Origin of the sequence: Natroniella acetigena, from assembly GCF_023227745.1 — a bacterium.
GTDB classification, from domain to species: domain Bacteria; phylum Bacillota; class Halanaerobiia; order Halobacteroidales; family Halobacteroidaceae; genus Natroniella; species Natroniella acetigena.
The window spans coordinates 1-16,727 of sequence record NZ_JALKBX010000059.1 but is presented as its reverse complement, the minus strand read 5'-3'; the positions used below and the strand labels follow the sequence as shown (position 1 = coordinate 16,727).

17 protein-coding genes are annotated in these 16,727 nt (G+C 32.7%); 1 reads left to right on the top strand and 16 read right to left on the bottom strand.

Annotation, left to right across the window (positions count from 1 at the left end; translation table 11 throughout):
- Window positions 1–333: 333 nt before the first annotated feature.
- The 10 genes from MWH25_RS10955 to MWH25_RS10910 form a co-directional block, all read right to left on the bottom strand.
- A complete protein-coding gene (locus MWH25_RS10955) occupies window positions 334–678 on the bottom strand; it encodes a helix-hairpin-helix domain-containing protein (protein ID WP_248627693.1) in 345 nt (114 codons plus the stop codon).
- Window positions 679–802: 124 nt separating this feature from the next.
- Window positions 803–1,977, bottom strand: a protein-coding gene (locus tag MWH25_RS10950) for an IS3 family transposase (protein ID WP_248627692.1) whose coding sequence is annotated in 2 segments (ribosomal slippage) — window positions 803–1,716 and window positions 1,716–1,977 — 1,176 coding nt in all. Because the reading frame shifts where the segments join, the coding sequence is not laid out codon by codon here.
- A 47-nt stretch (window positions 1,978–2,024) separates the two neighbouring features.
- Entirely contained in the window at window positions 2,025–3,491 is a 1,467-nt protein-coding gene (locus MWH25_RS10945; RefSeq protein ID WP_248627691.1) for an ORC-CDC6 family AAA ATPase, read from the bottom strand.
- A gap of 151 nt (window positions 3,492–3,642) precedes the next feature.
- Window positions 3,643–4,686 (bottom strand): tyrosine-type recombinase/integrase, encoded by a 1,044-nt coding sequence (locus MWH25_RS10940; protein ID WP_248627690.1) that lies wholly within the window; start codon window positions 4,684–4,686, stop codon window positions 3,643–3,645.
- 404 nt (window positions 4,687–5,090) lie between these two features.
- Window positions 5,091–5,537 carry a GNAT family N-acetyltransferase gene (locus tag MWH25_RS10935; RefSeq protein ID WP_248627689.1) on the bottom strand — a complete coding sequence of 149 codons (447 nt, stop codon included), beginning with the start codon at window positions 5,535–5,537 and terminating at the stop codon, window positions 5,091–5,093.
- A gap of 124 nt (window positions 5,538–5,661) precedes the next feature.
- Window positions 5,662–6,879, bottom strand: coding sequence for a glycogen synthase (glgA, locus tag MWH25_RS10930; RefSeq protein WP_248627688.1), 1,218 nt, complete (start codon window positions 6,877–6,879; stop codon window positions 5,662–5,664).
- A gap of 42 nt (window positions 6,880–6,921) precedes the next feature.
- Window positions 6,922–8,463 carry a hypothetical protein gene (locus MWH25_RS10925; RefSeq protein WP_248627687.1) on the bottom strand — a complete coding sequence of 514 codons (1,542 nt, stop codon included), beginning with the start codon at window positions 8,461–8,463 and terminating at the stop codon, window positions 6,922–6,924.
- 202 nt (window positions 8,464–8,665) lie between these two features.
- Complete coding sequence (locus MWH25_RS10920) at window positions 8,666–9,568, bottom strand: hypothetical protein (RefSeq protein WP_248627686.1); 903 nt, start codon at window positions 9,566–9,568, stop codon at window positions 8,666–8,668.
- Between the two features lie 23 nt (window positions 9,569–9,591).
- Window positions 9,592–10,959, bottom strand: coding sequence for a UDP-N-acetylmuramate--L-alanine ligase (gene murC, locus MWH25_RS10915; RefSeq protein WP_248627685.1), 1,368 nt, complete (start codon window positions 10,957–10,959; stop codon window positions 9,592–9,594).
- Window positions 10,960–11,035: 76 nt separating this feature from the next.
- A complete protein-coding gene (locus MWH25_RS10910) occupies window positions 11,036–12,676 on the bottom strand; it encodes a FlgT C-terminal domain-containing protein (RefSeq protein WP_248627684.1) in 1,641 nt (546 codons plus the stop codon).
- Window positions 12,677–12,960: 284 nt separating this feature from the next.
- Between MWH25_RS10910 and MWH25_RS10905 the strand changes: the two genes are divergently transcribed.
- Complete coding sequence (locus tag MWH25_RS10905; RefSeq protein ID WP_248627683.1) at window positions 12,961–13,545, top strand: metal-dependent hydrolase; 585 nt, start codon at window positions 12,961–12,963, stop codon at window positions 13,543–13,545.
- A 31-nt stretch (window positions 13,546–13,576) separates the two neighbouring features.
- Here MWH25_RS10905 and MWH25_RS10900 read toward each other — a convergent pair whose 3' ends face one another.
- From MWH25_RS10900 to MWH25_RS10870, 6 genes are all read right to left on the bottom strand, one after another.
- Window positions 13,577–13,858, bottom strand: a complete 282-nt coding sequence (locus tag MWH25_RS10900) for a metal-sensitive transcriptional regulator (protein ID WP_248627682.1) — start codon at window positions 13,856–13,858, stop codon at window positions 13,577–13,579.
- Window positions 13,859–13,885: 27 nt separating this feature from the next.
- Window positions 13,886–14,212: a thioredoxin gene (trxA, locus tag MWH25_RS10895; protein WP_248627681.1), complete on the bottom strand. Its 327-nt coding sequence runs from the start codon at window positions 14,210–14,212 to the stop codon at window positions 13,886–13,888.
- Between the two features lie 108 nt (window positions 14,213–14,320).
- Entirely contained in the window at window positions 14,321–14,767 is a 447-nt protein-coding gene (locus MWH25_RS10890; protein ID WP_248627680.1) for a DMT family transporter, read from the bottom strand.
- A gap of 334 nt (window positions 14,768–15,101) precedes the next feature.
- Complete coding sequence (locus MWH25_RS12965; RefSeq protein ID WP_282706952.1) at window positions 15,102–15,641, bottom strand: stage V sporulation T C-terminal domain-containing protein; 540 nt, start codon at window positions 15,639–15,641, stop codon at window positions 15,102–15,104.
- Between the two features lie 407 nt (window positions 15,642–16,048).
- Entirely contained in the window at window positions 16,049–16,282 is a 234-nt protein-coding gene (locus tag MWH25_RS10875) for a hypothetical protein (protein WP_248627679.1), read from the bottom strand.
- A gap of 22 nt (window positions 16,283–16,304) precedes the next feature.
- Entirely contained in the window at window positions 16,305–16,550 is a 246-nt protein-coding gene (locus tag MWH25_RS10870) for a hypothetical protein (RefSeq protein WP_248627678.1), read from the bottom strand.
- Window positions 16,551–16,727: the final 177 nt, after the last annotated feature.

Here is a 16,727-nt window from a genome sequence, read left to right as displayed (position 1 = left end):
TGCGTTTACTGGTGTTACGGTCTGCATACTTGCTCGATACCCTTTAGGTATCTTTGTCAATAGACTTCAATATTTAGATTTCCCACCATATTGCTATTCTGCTACAAGGCTTTAACTTTTACCTTGACGGGACTTTCACCCGTTGGATATGTCCAGCTTCGCTGGACATACAACGTCCCGCAGGTTCGCGACGTCCCTTTACTGCAATGCAACTTCATAAATGCATCTGAATTTCATAAGTCAGCTCGACCTTCGGCTATGCTTAACAATTGGATGTCGCTAACCTGCTGTTATATGACGTTGTAATGTTTTCCAAAACTAGACTTATTAAATTTAAAAATTATCATCAATATATTCTCTAGTAGTATAATAAATATTATTAGCCCTTATATATCCTATGTAAGGTACTTCTACTAATCCTTTTACACCTGCATCCATTATATCAAATAATGTTTTAATATTAGCCTCATTTAACCGTCTAATCATTTTATCTGATACATTTAAAGTATCTATTTTAACATCATAAATTCTAGAGGTGCTAGGTTCTAAACTCATTCCTTGATGAAACGGACAAATTGTCCATTTTTCACTATAAGTATCCTTACATTCTGCATCTATACATTCTCCATCTATATACCTTGGACAAGTTATCTTGTTAGGATTATCAAATTTTTTCAATAAATACTCAAGACTGCCAAATTGAATTTTTCTATCTTTATTAATGCTATTTTTTATTAGAGAAGGTAGATTTACAATTTGATTTTTTGAAAAAATACCATAATAATGAGGTTCCCCCATTAGATTAGACACATAGTTTAGACATTTTTCTCTCGTTTTCGTACTCTTCTGGACTTTTATAATCTAAGGTTGAATGTAAGCGATTTCTATTATAGAAAATCTCAATATATTTAAATATATCCTGTTTCGCCTGACTTCTAGTTTGGTATTTATTGTGATAAACTAGTTCTGTTTTTAGTGTACCAAAAAAACTTTCTGCTACTGCATTATCCCAACAGTTACCTTTACGACTCATTGATGATTTGAACTTGTTCTGCCAAAGTAATTTTTGAAAATCATGGCTTGCATACTGGCTGCCCTGATCTGAATGTACTATTAGGCCTTTCTCAGGACTACGCCTTTTTATGGCCATATTAAGAGCATCTATAACTAAATTCTTAGTCATTCTCTTTTGCATTGACCAGCCAACTATTTTACGAGAATAAAGGTCTATCATGACTGCTAAATACAACCAACCTTCTTTGGTAGATATATATGTAATGTCTGAAACCCAGACTTTATTTTTTTCAGTCACATCAAACTTACGATCTAAAAGGTTTTCTTTAATTGGCAAATTATGATTAGAATCAGTAGTAACCTTAAATTTTCGTTTCTGTATTGCTTTTAATCCCAGTACTTTCATTAATCGTTCTATTCGCTTTTTATTGCACTTGAATCCTTCTTTCTTGAGTTGTTTATAAATACGTGGACTACCATAGCTTCCTCTACTTTTGGAGTATATTTGAGCTATTCTTAATTTTAATTTATAGTTTTCTTGTTTTCTTTTACTTGGTTTACGATTTAACCAACTGTAATATCCAGATCGGGAGACACCTAGTACCTGACACATTCTCGTTATAGGAAATTCATTGCGGTGCTCCCGAATGAAACCATATTTCATCTTGGTTTCTTTGAGAATATGCCGACTGCTTTTTTTAATATATCACGTTCTTGTTTAGCAATACGTAATTCCTCTTTTAACTTTTTGATTTCTTCCTGTTCAGGTGAAAGTTTTTGTTTACCTTGACCGGGAAAAGCTTGATCCTTGTTATCTCTATACTCTTTACGCCATCTAATTAAGTTATGGTAGCTAAGCCCTAAATCTTCAGCAATTTCTTTGCAGGTTTTTTCTGAATTGAAACTTAATTCAACAGTTTCACGCTTAAATTGTTCACTATAAGTTCTTCTGTCATCGTCCATTTGAAATCCCCCTTGAAGTAATTATATTATATATCTTAACTTACTGTCTAGCAAACAGGGGGAAGTTCATAAATACCAACCATAGGATTCAATAAATATGTTTGTCCCTTCTTCAAATCTCCTCCTCCAAAATCTCCAATTTTATATTCATCTATCATCCTAAAATAATGTAATAAATTAATTGTAGAACTAAAATGTTTATGAATTTCATCTGATATTAAAAAGAAAGATGTTGGAATTTCATTTCTTTCATTATTTTTCTTTAATCTATCTACGATTATTTTTAAAAATTCTTCGATTTTATCAATACTTGTCTTATATCTTCTTGCTTGATTCTTCATAAACCTCAAATACCAGGATTTAACCATATAATAAATTAAATCAGATGTAATATTTTTAACTATAATTTTTTTCCCATTATTCTGTTGCCAAATATAATCAATAGATTGCAAAAGCATTCTAGGATTACCATTAGTTAATAAAATTAAATGTTCTAAGGTTTCATTTGATATAACATTCTCATATCTTTTTTCTCCATATTTTTTTATCCTGGACTCTACAAGTTTTATTAAAGCCTTTTCAAAACTATATTTATCTGGTTTATATAATGAAGAAGATACACTTACCTCTCTTGCATCATCAGGAATATCAAATTCATTACCATAATCCATGAATGTGGGATAAGAACTGATTGAAAATGTTATATTTGTATAATTTCTAAAACCAAATAATATATCAAAAAATTCTGGTTGTAGATATTTAAGGTAATAAACTTCATCAAACAAATAATGAATTTTACTTAGATTATAGACGGAACATATTGAATCTATAGTCTGCTTGAATAAATTAGTTCTTTGCATATCATCTAGCCTTACTTCTGTTATATCTTCTTTTGAAGACATTCCTGGAGTAATTGCTAATTCAATCTGTTTTATTTTTACTCCAATATCAACCCCCTTCTTTTTAGACTCTAAAACTTCTCTAAATCCTAGTCGTTTAAAAGTTTTTATTGCATTCTCAATCTCGCGTTTGATTCCAAGTTTAGTACGTAATCCAAATAAATTAAAATCAACATTTTTGTCTAATCCCATATTTTCAATACTATCTAAAACACTATCTAAAAGAGTCATATAAAAATAACCTCTAAATATTTCACGTGCTGTTTTTAATTCATCAGAAGCAAGTTCCATTTCATTCTCTAGAGATACATCCTTCTTAAAACCAGAATATGTAACATAAACAGGTAATATCAAATCATCTTCATCATTTTCTAATTTTTCATTTAAATTCTTCTTAAGAATTGCTTCTCCAGTTTTAAGAATCATTGTTTTACCTGTTCCTCTTACTCCAGATAATATAACTTTATCCCCATTAATTACTGAACCCAATAAAGGGTCTTTATATATAGAACTTTCTCCTCTCAATGATACATAATTATTAATAAAATCTTTCTTTTTAGAAAAAGAATCTGCATGTAGCGGCCCAACCAAACTAGAATTAACTTCAATTACCAACTTTATCATCTCCTATATATTTTTTATTTAAATTTAATTTCATTACAATGTCATATAACTCCTATCTTTACGAAAACAACTTCACTTTACTTTAGCATTTCATGATATTCACGAAGATTGTTTCGCTAATATCTTATGTAAACAACGTGTTTTATTCCATCAACTCATCAAGTGGATTTTTTATCTTAGAAAATTGATTTTTACTTACATGAGTATAAACTTCAGTTGTAGTAGAGCTTTTATGACCTAACAGTTTCTGAATATAACGCAAGTCAACTCCTCTTTCAAGCAGATGAGTTGCAAAAGAATGTCGAAGCGAGTGAACTGATACGTCCTTAGATATTTCTGCTTTATTACACGCCTTCTTAAAAACCCTTTGTACTGATCTTACAGTTAAATGACTACCTTTCTTTTGTCCTGGGAAGATCCAGCTTTTAGGCTTATATAGCTTATAATAGAGCTTTAATTGTTTAAGTGCTTCCTTTGATAATAGCGTATAACGATCCTTCCTTCCTTTTCCTTGGCGTACACGAAGTAACATTCTATTCCTATCAACATCTTCACATTTTAATTTAACAACCTCTCCTACTCTCAACCCTGCTGAATAAACAAGATATAAAATAGTTTTATGTTTTTCATTATCTAACACTTGTAGTATACTGTTTACTTCTTTCTCACTCAATACTTGAGGTAATTTACTTTCCTTTTTTGGTCTAGGAAGATCTATAATAATATTTTTCTTTTTCAATATCTCTAAAGCTAAAAATTTAATAGAACTAATTGCCTGGTTTACAAACGAATGAGTGAGTTCTTTTTCATTTAATAAGTACAATAAGTACAATACATATTCTTTTACTTCACTTTCATTAATTTGACTTAAATTTTTATCTGTATAATCAATAAACCTTTTAATCTGACCTAAATATGCTTTCTGAGTTTGAACACTATAACCTTTTAGCTTTAATTTCTCTTCAACTTGGTTAAAAATTTTCATTTCATCATTAATATAAACTTTGTCATTTCTAAATAATCTCTTTATTTCTTCAATATTTTTAATAGAATAAGGAATCCTCCAAACTTTTCGTTTAGGATCCCACTTTCTCCCCTTAATTTTTTTTATTCTCTCAACTCGCTCAGCACTATAATTAAATTTAACCATAATTTCTTCTGCTTCTTTTTCAAGATAAATAGACATGAATTGACTCCTCCTATTATTTAATAAACCCTTATTAACATTTATAGCCAATTCACATCTTTTTTATACAATTAAAAACTTATATACCATAATAATACTATAATTCATAATTATATTCAAATAATTAATGTTAAGCCTCCTAATTTCTTATTCTCAGGAGCTTTATTTTAAACAACTACAAACATATCTTTATAAACTAAAAAAAGCTATAGGCTGATTAAGCCTATAGCTTTAATAATAAAAACTGATGAATATTCTATACCAATGCACAAGGGCCAAGCTGTTCAATCTTGCTTATCTCATTGTAAAGTTACATTATAAGATCTTCTAAACATTGCTAATCCTGTTCAGATTCCTCAAGTTCAAAATGCTGCAAATCAGCTTTAAATAGAAAGTATCTTCTCTTATTTTTGATATAACATTTCCACATGAGGAATTCCATCTTCTAAATAAGAATCCGAGACCACTTCAAAGCCTAACTGACCATAAAAACTACTACTTAAGTGTTGTTGTGCTGAAATTCTAATCTGCTCTTGTTTTAATTCCGTGGTTAAAAAGTCAATACCACGTTCCATTAATTCTCTTCCTAAGCCCTGGTTGCGATATTTTTTAACCACTATTACCCGACCAATCGATGCTTCTGAATAGGAGATTCCAGGCAATATCAAACGTGCATAAGCCAGTATTTCTCCTTCACGTTCAGCAAACAAATGAAATGACCTTCTATCCTTATTATCACATTCGTGATAAGGACAATCCTGTTCAACAACAAAAACATCAATCCTTAATTTAAGAAGCTTATATAACTCATCTACAGACAACTGATTAAAAAACTTTAAGTGCCACTCCATAATTTAACCTCCTACAAAAATAAAAGTTCTGGCACCGAAGTACCAAAACCTTAGTTATTTAAATTAACTTAGTAGTTTTAAGAACTTTTTTACACTAAATTATATTCCAGGACCAACGTACTTGCTACTTGACCAACTGCTGATACAACTCCTTAGTCTGTTTAGCAATTGCCTCCCAACTAAAGATCTCCTCTACCCGCTGGCGACCATTCTGCCCAAATTTTTGCTGTAACTCTTCATCAGCTAAGACTTGATTTATCTTATCCGCTAAAGCTTGAGAAAAAACAGCAGGATCCTTAGGTTCACCGGTTGGCCCTTCAACCTGCTCGAAGTCAACTAAAAACCCAGTCTCCCCGTCAACGACAACCTCTTTAATTCCTCCCACTGCAGATGCTACTACAGGAGTTTTACAGGCCATTGCCTCTAGATTAATTATTCCAAAAGGTTCATACACTGATGGGCAGCAAAAGACAGTTGCATTCGAATAAAACTCAATTACTGCTTCTTTAGAAACCATCTCATTAATCCAAATTACTCCATCCCGCTCTTGTTGAATAGCTGTTACCTTTTGATTCATCTCCTCTTCTATCTCTTCAGTATCAGGAGCTCCCGCACAGAGTACAACCTGAGCCTCCTCATTAATATCCTTAATTGCATTTACTAAATGAATGATTCCTTTTTGACGAGTAATTCGTCCTACAAATAAGATATATGGTTTATTAGGATCAATTCCATATTCTTCTCGATAAGTAGTACTAGCGGTATATTGATATTGATTTAGATCAATTCCATTATAGATGACCTCTATCTCCTCTTCTTGGACATTATAGTGTTCTAAGATATCTTTTTTCATCTCTTTAGAGACTGCAATTATCTTATCTGCATCCTCTACAGCAGTTCGCTCCATCCAGGAAGATAAGTGATATGCATTTCCTAATTGCTCCTCTTTCCAAGGACGAAGTGGTTCCATACTATGAATAGTAGTCACTAGTGGAATATCATATAGTTTTTTGACCCAAAAACCACCCATAAAAGTATACCACGTATGGCAATGAACAATATCAGCATCAGACTTATCTTTAGCCATCGCCAAATCAACAGACAGTGCATTGACAGCTTTAATAAACCTCTGATCAGTATTCTTACTGACCTCGGGCCAAGCTTGATAAGCTGTTGCCTCCCTCTGATCTTGAACCAAATCTTCCTCCCCAGCAAATGCCCTGACCTCAACATCCATTATCTCAGCTAAATTCTGACTCAAATAATCGACATGAACTCCAGCCCCACCATAAATATTATTGGGAAATTCCTTAGTCAACATCATCACTTTCAAATTGGCCATTATTCATACCCCCTACTAGCTAGTATCTTACATTACTAAAATTTAATTCAAGCTAGCTAAAGAATCCAAGATTCCCTGTAATGGAATCTGTAACCAATCAATCCGATTATTAATCTCATAGAGAGCTTCATATAATGCCTTTTCAAGCTTAAAAAGCTCAACTACTCGATTAAACTCATTCTCACTAGGTAACAACTCAGCTTCTTGACCAATTGACTGTAAATAGCCTTCCCAAAATTTACTTGCAACTTTTTCTTCCCACAAGTTAATTATCTCTAATAAATAATCACTATCCTCAATTTGAACCTCTTCTTTAAATTTAAAATACCCAGCATAAGCAGCATAGTTATAAGAACGCAACATACCAGCTATATCCTTAAGCGGACTATACTTTCTTCTCCGCTCAGCAATGCTCTTAGTTGGCTCCCCTTCAAAATCCAAGATAATCAACTCTTCTCCTATCTTCAAGACCTGCTCTAAATGCAGATCCCCATGGCAACGAACAAACTTACCTATCTGCTCAATAGCTGGTAATAGCTCTTCTTCTAACTGTTCAATAATATCTTGATAACTCAATAATTCAGCTACTAACTGTTCATCATCAACCTGCTCCTCTTTCTCTTGCAATTGACTAACAAGCTGTTCATAATTTTCTCTCATCTTAGAATACAGCTCAACTACCTCATCTTGTTGAGGAGGACGAGGTGCAAATTCTTGAGCATCGATTCCAGCTAATGATAAATGCAATCGAGCAATCAGCTCTCCTAATTTGACGCTATAATCAAAATATTCAGCACAAAACTCTTCAATTGCCCCTTCTAAATCTCCTGCTCTCTCCTCCCACAATCGGGCCAACAGATCTGCTATAACCTCCTGCGTATATGCCCACAAATCACCATCACTTGTAACAAACTCCTGGGCCAACATCAGATTATACTCTTGCTTCTGCTCAGTTTGATAAGTAAGATAACCTTTCAAAGTAGGAAACTGCTCAAAATCCGTTTTCTGTTGTAGACTAAGACTTAATTCTATCTCAGGATTAACCCCTGCCTCTAACCTCCGAAAAGTCTTGGCTACTTGATCCTTCTTGACTACTGTAAGGCTATTACTCGAAACATCTGTTAACTGCTCAGCACTGAAGACCCCATCTTCTGCAATCGAAACCCCTCGTAAAGTTCCACCTTTTTGTAACGCTAGCTCTTCTTCTTCCTTCATAAATTGCTCTATTACTCGTACATATTCTAAATCATTTACTCCCTGATAAAGAAAAAACTGTTCTTGAGCATCTAATACAGGAATACTTTCTGCTCCTTGTAGTAAAGTTTGACTGACCAACAAAGGTAAATAGTACAGTTCACTAAACTGACTAAATTCCACTTGCTGTTCCATAAAAATTTCAAGAATGGTTGCTAAAATAATCGATTCTGAATTACTAAGAGTCAACTTTCCATAATCAACCAACTGAATCTGATTTATCATGGCTCCTTTATGCTGAAACCAACGAGCCTGTTTGAAAAAATTGGGATCGATTTGAGCAATTAACTCTTCTAATCTGCCCTCTTCAGTAATAAGTTCCTCTAACATTAACTCCCACTCCCTACTAAAATCCTAATACTTTCAGCTAAATTCAATCCTATTATGATAACCCTTGACGGATATCTAAATCTTTCTTCACTCCCGTTTCAATTGACAATTTACAATGCACAATTCACAATTAAATTCAAAATATCAAAATCAAAAAACTAAAAGAATCAATAATCAAGTTCAACTTATTTGAATTGATTTATTAGATTCCATAGATTAGTCTTTCTTTTTCTTGGGTATAATATTGAACCAATTCCTCTCCAATAATTTCCTGCAACTCCTTATCTAACTTCTGGGCCAACTTCTCAAGCTGATTGACCAGTTGTAATGCCTGTTGGTTGGAAAATAAATCATTCAGCTTAAATCTTTCCTGTAACCGCTCTAACTTCCCAACCCGTTGTCTAATCTCTTGTTCCACTAACTTTTCAAAGAACGGAAACCATACCTCTCGCCGTACCTGCCTCTCTTCAGCTAACTGTCTAATATTAAACGCAGTTACATTTCTTTTACCAAGCTCCTGCTTAAAAAACTTAGTTCTTCTTTCCTCAGCTAACTCTATGTCTCGATACTTATCTACAAATAACAGAGGAGAGGAATCAAAATCACAGCTTAAAAAACTCCCCTGCTCCTCTTTTAGAATCTCCTTAATCTTTTCAATTCCCAATTGTTCTAAAGAATTCTGATATTTATTCAGTTTCTCTTGTTGACCAAAGTATAGTAACTCTTCAGCATACCTCTTGACTTTAGAATCATGGCTGACTAAAACACCTTCATACTCCTCTAATAACTCAAATGCTTCATCCTTTAAAATAAAATAAATATAATCCTGTAGTTCATAAATCATTACAGCATGGCGCATCAAGTCTTTTCTCGGCTTAAATTTATTAATCCTATACAATCTAGTCAATAAATCCTGTCCAGCCATAATCTCTACTTCAGAACAATAATCGCTGATTAAATCCAACTTATCGACTACAAACTCTATCCGCCAAGCCTCTTGATTATAGCTAACTCCTTCTTCTGCTACTAACTTACTGAATAACCCATTAGTCAAATATTCCTTAATCGCATATTTGTCATCTGTTAGTTTCCATACCTTCATCACTATCACCTAATTCTACTTTATACTTAATTAAACTCTGCTACCCATTCTCTAGCAAAATCATCTATATTCCCTGCACCTAAAAAGAGATAAATAGCTTGCTCGTTTTGATCATACTCTTCTAGCCACTCCTTAACTTCTTCTAACTGATTACAATAATAGATCTCACCTGAACTGATAGTCTGACTCAACTCTACTCCTAATCTATCTAATTCTGCTTCTAATACTTGCTCCCGAACCTTATAAATCTTACTGACTATTTTTTGATCAAGTTCTTTATCTAATACACCACTATAATCATCAAATAAACGATTGGTTCTAATATATTGATGGGGCTGAAAGATAACAACCTTCTTCTTAGTAGTCTTGATTCGCTCCAAAGTAGCTGTAACTACATCTACCTCACTAGGATGATGAGCATAATCAGTAATTACAATCTTATCTCCAGCAGCATACAATACCTCAAACCTTCGTTTAACCCCACTCCACTTACTGAAGGCTTCTTTCATCTCAGCAAATGATAAACCACAATAATTACCAATAGCAATTGCTTCTAAAGCATGCTTAATATTATAATCCCCTAAACCTTCTATCTCAAACCGATCAACCCTTTGACCTTGATACTCTAGATCAAAATAAGAAGTCAATTCCTGCTCTTCAATCTCAACTGCATTAAAGGTAGCCTCTGGCTGATTAACCCCTACAGTCTCAACTTCTATCTCTAAATCTAAAGTATCTAACTTTAATTGCTCAATCACCTGCTGATTGGTTACCAAATAACTCCCTAAATTAGTAACATACTCTTTATAAGCAGCCAATAAGTCATCTAGATCTTGATAGATATCAGGATGATCATATTCAATATTCGTCAAAACCCCTAACTCAGATTTGTACTGCAAAAAGGATCTACCATATTCATCACCTTCCAGGACAAAATAATCCCCTTGATCAATCTTAAAATTACTAGCAAAATTATTTAAGATCCCTCCAATAATAAAACTAACATCTTTCCCTCCAGTTTCTAATACTTGAGCAATCATGGCTGAAGTAGTTGTTTTCCCATGCGTGCCGGTCGCTGAAATAACATCCTTATCCTTCGTGATCAATTTTAAAGCCTGAGAACGACCTAGCCTTTCTAAATTATATTTTTTAGCAGCTACTAATTCTACATTATCCTCTGGTATAGCATCAGAATAAATCACCTTTTCTATATCAGTAGAAATATTATCTTGCTGATGTCCAATCGTTATTTCTGCACCTTTCTTCTCTAATTCTTCAATTAATTGATTAGAATTCAAATCAGACCCTGTCACCTTATATCCTGCTTCCAAGAAATACTGAGCAATAGCTGACATAGCTATCCCACCAACCCCAACAATATGTATCCATCCCATTCCAAATCCCTCCACTAATTGATACTTTCTCTATTAGTATATTACAAAGGTTGCTCTAATAACAGTTAAAATTTCTTTATTTTCTTTGATACAAATATAGCTTACTTAGCTCATCCTCTAATATCAGTACTAATAATTCTTGCTCTCCATCAGCTGTCAAATCCCCCACAGCAAAATCTCTAACCTCACCTGGCAGCTCTTCACTCTCCCAGTTGACTGAATAATCTTCTCCATCCCAGAAATATGATATAATCTGACTTTTAGCTTCATTTTGGGTTGAGAGAAAGATTTCCTCTATTCCATCTCGATTTAAATCTCCCACAGCAATTGTTGGCCCATGCGTATCTGGAAAGTTATATTCTAATTCTCCATCTAGATTATAAACCTTAATTTCATACTCTTGTCCACCAGTAAAGGCTGTTAAAATCAATTCCTCTTCTCCATCTCCAGTTAAATCGGCTATTTGTAACCGATACCCTTCATTTACCGCTAAATCAAATTCAAAATCAACTTGATATTGGCTTCCATCCCAGAGATTAAACTTCAAAAAATGACCATAATCTCTAGTCACTAAATAGTCTTGACCATCTAATCCCACAATTAATTTAGGGCGATCGCGATTAAATTTGTTCAAATCTTTCCGTAAGTACTCATTACCATCCCATTCAAAACTGATCAACCTTCTATACTGATCAACAATTATTTTTGCAGTTTCATTATTGGTAGTATCACCTATTAATACTTTATAATCATCAAACCGTGTAATTTGATAATCATCTGTTATCTTATCTTGCTCAATCAACCGCTCATCCTCATAATTTAGAATCTTAACTGCCTCTGAAGTATTCAACAAGACTTCTAGCTGACCATCATTAGTAATATCACCAACTGCTAAACTACCACTTAAATAATCAAACTCCTGCTCAAATAAGAGTTGATAAAGTTCTTCCTCTTCTTGCTGCTGCAAATAATAAGCAACCACTCGATCATCTTTAGCTAATCTAATTACTTCTTCATTAATTATAGTACCTAACTTTTTTTCAAATAACCCTGCATAAATAAAAAAACTATCCTCCTGTTGATAAATCTGACCGGTTAGTAATAAATCAACTTCTAATTTATCTACTAGCAATGCTAAATTTTGCTCATCCAATTCCTCTTTTTGTTCAAATCCCCGCCTGACATTTTCTACCTTCTGTGCAGGTAAAAGTTCAAATCGCTCATCTTGCTTAAGATAATTACTAACTACCTCTTCTATTCTACTGGTCAGACTATCAAATTGCTCACTCGAGCTAAATCCTAATTTAACTACTTGCTGTACATAATCAATTTCAGTTACTAAATCCAATGGTTCAATATCAACTTCAGAATATTTTCCCACAATTTCAGCAATCGAAAATTTATCTCTAACTGTAACAACCTCTACTTCAGCTATCTTAATCTCAACCCTTCCTAAATTCATCCCGGTTACTGGATCAGTCAATAACTCCCCTTGTCTAGTTACCTCAAATCTATCTCCCTGTTTGACCCCTGTAGCTTGGCCCAAATTTAAATAAATATCCGATTCAAAACTCGTAACAACCTGCCCTTTTTGAATTGTAACTTCCGACAATAAATTATCCATTAGTCCATCTATCTTAGCAAATTCCTGACTACCACTAACCTCTGCACTACTTAAAAGCAATATCCATAGTACTAAAGGAATTATTTTCTTCATTCGATTGCTCCTTTCTTGTACTAACTCTTACTGAATTCTATAAATTTTTATCAAATCCTTTTATTTTCTCTGAAGTAATTGAATGATCTACCCTTGAATTTAATGCTATAAAAACTATTAGTTACAAGGTTTGACAGAAAAACAACCGCGGTATATAATGAATAAGAACAAAGTTGTCGTTAAGCAACTTTAGTTTAAGTCTTAGAATAAGTTTAAGTAAAAATATCATTTCTCAGCAAAAAATTAAATCTCCTGTTATTATAGTAAATTAAGGAGGAAAAATTATGACTCACCATACACATTCACTTTTTGGATTTGTTTTTGGACTAATTACAATTAAATTAGTTAAAATCTTTAACATCACTAGCTTACATTTGCCAGTCACAAGCTCTCTCTTTAATATTGCCTTAATCGAATTTTATATAGCTACAATTATCGGGGCTCTTATTCCTGATATAGATCATGCAAATAGTAAAGCTGGAAAAAAACTATGGTTTATTAGCAAACCTCTTAAACTATTTGGAATCAAACACCGTGGTTTAACCCATAGTATTTTAGGATTGATCTTGTTTGCCTTATTAACTCAAGAGTTAGTTAAACTTAAATTAATTAGTAATATAATCTGGAGCGGTTTAATTATCGGCTATTTTAGTCATTTAATTACAGATATGCTAAATGTCCAAGGAATCCCTTTATTTTATCCTAATGATAAACGTTTCAAGTTTCACCTTAATATTACTACTGGTAGTTGGAGCGAACACTTGATCTTTCTAGTTGCCTTTACCATAATTACTCTATTATTTTTTTTGGAACAAGACTACATCAATTTTCAATTACATAATCTACCACAACTATTCAACTTAAATTAATAAAGCCCTTACAGAAGTAAGGGCCAACAACTTATTTGCTGAATTTTAACGCTGCAGTCACTACCTCATTAATTGTATATTCTATCTCTTCTCCTTCATCAATCGATTCTAAAATACATTGACAGGCATTATCCTTGATTAAAGATAAGCCTACCTTATTAATTGAAGACTTTATCGCTAATATTTGAATTAATAATTCTGTACACTCTTTGTCATCCTCAATCATCTTTTCAATACCACCAATATGTCCCTTAATCGTCTTCAATTGGGTCAACAATTTCTCTTTTTTCTCAGAGCCTTTAATAGTTGCCATCTAATCCACTCCTGCATGAAACTAAATTTAAGTAATACTATCTATTTTACTCATAAGTCCATCTTTAGAAGCAAAACCAACTTGTTGCTCTACCTGTTCTCCTTCTTTAAAGAAGATTATATTAGGAATGCTCGTCACTTGATATTCTTGAGCCAAATTCTGATTATCATCAACATTGACCTTAACTACCTTAACTTTATTCTGATACTCATTTGCAATCTCATCTAATACAGGAGCAACTGCTTTACAAGGTCCACACCATGGTGCCCAAAAATCAACCAACACAGGTATTTCCGCATTAATTACCTCTTCTTCAAAGTCATTTTCACTTGCTTTAATAACTTTATCTGCCATCATGATCACTCCTACTTTAATTTTTACCCCAACCCCTGGGGGTACATGAATTATTATACCTTCTTCATTCAATACTGTCAAATTATAAACTTAGACTTGAACTAAAACTTATTTGATATTCAATAACAATCTAGCCCCTATAGCTAATAATACCAACCCTAACCCCTGAATCCAGCGAAAAGGAATCCTTTCTAACCCCCAAATTCCTAAGTGATCAATCAAAATTGCAGTCAATACTTGTCCAACAATAATTAAAGTAGTTGCATTAGCAACCCCCAGTCTAGGAATACTGAATAATACTCCATACAGAATAATTACATTTAACAACCCTCCTAGATAAGTATACCATGGAGCTGACATGAACTTTCCTAAATTTCCTTGACCCAAATTAAAAGCAAATAAAATTAATGCTATTACTAATGTAGCTATCATATGAACAATAAAAGTCGCTTCCACTTCTCCTACTACCTTACCAAGTGCTGAATTCAAAGAACCTTGCACAGCCATTGCTGTTCCAGAAACTGCAGCAACTATAAAGAAAAATATCTTTCCCATACCCCTACCCCTTTACTAAACTATAATTTATAATTATCTTTTGAATTTTTATCTTTTTTATACTATTTTAATTAGAATAATTCCATTCTAGCAAAAAACATCTGATTTTTATCCAGTGGCAAAAGAGCCTCCAAAGGCTTAGAATCCCGTACGTCCTATGGTAGATATGGTTTTGAGGAACTTGATTTTCGCTTTAATTCCCGTTGCAGTGCTTTTTACATGAGTGGTTTTTGAATTTTAAAACCATGAATCCCTATATATTCAGTTATGGATTTATCACTTCAGGCTTTGCCTGTATGAATAAATTATGGGGGCAACTGGTTGCCCCCATAATTTATAGACCTAATTTTTTACTAATTACCTTAGCTGTAATTTCACTAATTTTAGCTTCAAAATCCCCTAATCCCCCATTGGAGGACGATAAAATTACTGTCCCTAAAATATCTCCTTGTTTAATAATAGGTGTAACAAGTATTGCTCCTAATTCTCCTTCTTTAGTTCTAAAGTTATTGAAGACCTCCTCTTCTTCTGCCTCCTCAATAACTATTGTTCTCCTAGACTCCATAGCTTCCTTTATCTTATTACCTAGCACTTGATCAGTATATTTTTCCATTTCTGTTGAGGAAGCTATTATTTTATCTGTATCAGAAATCATAACACTACAATCAGTAGTATCAACAAGGGTTTCGATATACCCTTCTAAATCATTCAGCTCTCTTACTGGACTATATTTCTTTAAAATAACTGTTTCATCCTCATCAACATAGATCTCTAAAGTATTGCCATTATCGATCTTCATTTCAGTTCTAATTTCTTTGGGGATTACTACTCTTCCTAAATTATCAATTTTGCGAACTATTCCTGTTGCTCTCATTATTACACCTCCTGGTTTTTAATAGTATATTACTCTAATTTTATTTTTATGCTAAATTCAGTCAGTTAATTCAAATTATTATAAATTATATGCTAGATACCTTTAATTTATTAAATTTATTTGAAAATTTTACTTAATAATAACTACATTAAATAGGTAACCATTACTAGTATTATATAATTAAATATAAGCAATAATAATTAATAGTTAAAAAAAGGAGCTGATTAATAATGGATGTAAAAATTAATAATAATAATTTAATCGAAGAATTCATTGAAGAAAGAATATCTATCACTGAGTATGTCAAAGCATTATTCGATCAGCTAGACAAAAACAAATATTAATAAAATTTAAGGTCCCATTATTTGGGACCTTAAATTTTCACCTTCTGCTATACTGAAACTTCTTTAAATTCTTCGATTCTCTTCTACTTGAGCATCCAACATTTCCTTATCGATAGTACTGAATTCTGGCTTCAGGTCAATCAAGCCTTCTTGATCTAAAATTTGGCTAACTTCGGCTATGCTATCCCTCTTATCTTCAGGTAAACTATTAACAAATTCCCTAACTTCCTCTTCAGAAGCTTTATACTCAAATTTTATTCCCCCATACTTTAAAAAATGTTCTACATGATCACCCATTATTTTCTCCTCCCTTCTAAGATTATAATTCACTTTCACCAAGTTCACGTTCATATTCAATATAATATTTCAAATTATTAATAATTGAATCTACTAATTGGCCCTCATCAACTTTCTCTAATGTTTTATCAACCTCAGTATCAATAATATACTCAATTCCATCTTCAGATTCTGATTGCCATTTAGGTTCCATAATCTCTACCCTAATCTCATTAAAAACATCTGGATATTTCTTGATTTCTGTGATTAACCTTTCTTTAAAATCCATCTTTTCCTCCTCAACTATCCTCTAACCTACTATTATTATTTACAAATTTTAATTTAGTATTTAAAAACCAATGAAATTTAGTTGCTTAAATTAGAATTTTTGGTTCTTCCTCGATTTTTGTGAAAAATAAATTAGCTGACATACCTAATATCAACCTATATGAAAATTATGGATAAT

Bases quoted from the DNA above. Each gene is read 5' to 3' on its own strand.
- MWH25_RS10940 (WP_248627690.1), bottom strand. From the start codon at position 4,686: ATGTCTATTTATCTTGAAAAAGAAGCAGAAGAAATTATGGTTAAATTT.
- MWH25_RS10935 (WP_248627689.1), bottom strand. From the start codon at position 5,537: ATGGAGTGGCACTTAAAGTTTTTTAATCAGTTGTCTGTAGATGAGTTA.
- glgA (WP_248627688.1), bottom strand. From the start codon at position 6,879: ATGGCCAATTTGAAAGTGATGATGTTGACTAAGGAATTTCCCAATAAT.
- MWH25_RS10925 (WP_248627687.1), bottom strand. From the start codon at position 8,463: ATGTTAGAGGAACTTATTACTGAAGAGGGCAGATTAGAAGAGTTAATT.
- murC (WP_248627685.1), bottom strand. From the start codon at position 10,959: ATGGGATGGATACATATTGTTGGGGTTGGTGGGATAGCTATGTCAGCT.
- MWH25_RS10910 (WP_248627684.1), bottom strand. From the start codon at position 12,676: ATGAAGAAAATAATTCCTTTAGTACTATGGATATTGCTTTTAAGTAGT.
- MWH25_RS10905 (WP_248627683.1), top strand. From the start codon at position 12,961: ATGACTCACCATACACATTCACTTTTTGGATTTGTTTTTGGACTAATT.
- MWH25_RS10900 (WP_248627682.1), bottom strand. From the start codon at position 13,858: ATGGCAACTATTAAAGGCTCTGAGAAAAAAGAGAAATTGTTGACCCAA.
- trxA (WP_248627681.1), bottom strand. From the start codon at position 14,212: ATGGCAGATAAAGTTATTAAAGCAAGTGAAAATGACTTTGAAGAAGAG.
- MWH25_RS10890 (WP_248627680.1), bottom strand. From the start codon at position 14,767: ATGGGAAAGATATTTTTCTTTATAGTTGCTGCAGTTTCTGGAACAGCA.
- MWH25_RS12965 (WP_282706952.1), bottom strand. From the start codon at position 15,641: ATGAGAGCAACAGGAATAGTTCGCAAAATTGATAATTTAGGAAGAGTA.
- MWH25_RS10875 (WP_248627679.1), bottom strand. From the start codon at position 16,282: ATGGGTGATCATGTAGAACATTTTTTAAAGTATGGGGGAATAAAATTT.
- MWH25_RS10870 (WP_248627678.1), bottom strand. From the start codon at position 16,550: ATGGATTTTAAAGAAAGGTTAATCACAGAAATCAAGAAATATCCAGAT.